This window comes from Thiobacillus sp., assembly GCF_024708915.1.
In genome coordinates this window covers 1-1,191 of the sequence record NZ_JANJXQ010000292.1, presented here as the reverse complement: position 1 = coordinate 1,191, position 1,191 = coordinate 1, and the positions used below count along the sequence as shown (strand labels likewise).

The following is a 1,191-nucleotide window of genomic DNA, read 5'->3' as shown; positions in this document are numbered from 1 at the left end:
ACCACAGCACGCCACCCAGGCCGAGCGCGGCGAGACCGCCGCCCCAATACATCGGGTTGGCGAGCAGAGGGTCATACCAGTTTGCGGCCGGTTCGGGACTGGCCGCAGGCGCCTCGACGGCCGCAGCGACCGGCTTGGGTGCGGGCTGGGCCGTAGCCGGTGCAGCAGGCGCCTCGCTTTGCGTCTTCTCCTGCATTTCGACCAGCTTCTGCATGTCCTGGATCTGCTTTTCCAGTACAGCCACGCGCTGATCCGATTCCTGCAGCGCCTTGTCGCGTGCGGTCGCATCCTCTTCCTGGGCGCGCAATTTTTCCTGCAGGACGCGGGTTTCGTCGGCCTTGCCGGCGGCGGCGGGCGGCGCAAGTTTGGACAGTTTCAGCACGTCTTGCTGGGCTTCGGGCGCCGGTTTGGCGCGATCTTCCACTTGGGGAGTAATCTTGCCGCTGCTGGCCTGACCCGGCGCCGCTTTGGCCTCCGGGGCAGCGCTCACAATCCCGGCCAGTTTCTGCCGGTAGGCACGCCAGTCATCGGCCTGCAATTTGAGTTCGCGCACTGCTTCCTTTTGCGGAATGGCCGCCACTTTTTCAGCCGATGGCACGTTCAGTGTCGTGCCGGCTCTCAGGCGATTCATGTTGCCGTTGAAAGCCTGAGTGTTCTCGCGGTAGAGACCCAGCAGGGTCTGCTCCAGACTCACCTCTCCCGGACGCACCTGGCTGGCAATTTTAACCAGGGTGTCGCCGCGCTTCACTGCCACGCGGTCTGGGGCGGCAGCTGACGATTGAGGAGCAGGCTGCGGCTTGCCTGCAGCCGCCGGTGCCGGCATGGCCTGGCTTTGCATGGCCGGTGCGGGCGTGGGCCCGGCAACAGGCGTCTGGGCCGGGGTAACCGCCACCGGGGCCACTTTTTGTGCGCCGCCCATGCCGGGCGGATCGAGCAACATGGTGTATTCACGCACCAGCCGCCCCGAGGCCCAGCTCAATTCGATCAGCATGTCGATGAAAGGATCATTCACCGGACGGCTGGAAGTCACTTTCAGCACGGCCTTGCCATTGGGCTTTTTCTCGACCGCAAAACGCAGGGAAGACAATACCGGGGCGAATTCGACGCGCGCATCGCGAAACGCCTGGTCGGAAGCGAGGCTGGCCGACAGGCTGTCGAGTTCGGCCTTGTCGGCTGCGAGAAGTTCGATCT

Annotated in this window: 1 protein-coding gene; it reads right to left on the bottom strand. The window is 64.6% G+C overall.

The window, feature by feature from the left end:
* Positions 1 to 1,191 (bottom strand): FimV/HubP family polar landmark protein (locus Q0L94_RS17850; protein WP_296756034.1); only part of this gene is annotated, 1,191 nt, incomplete at both ends.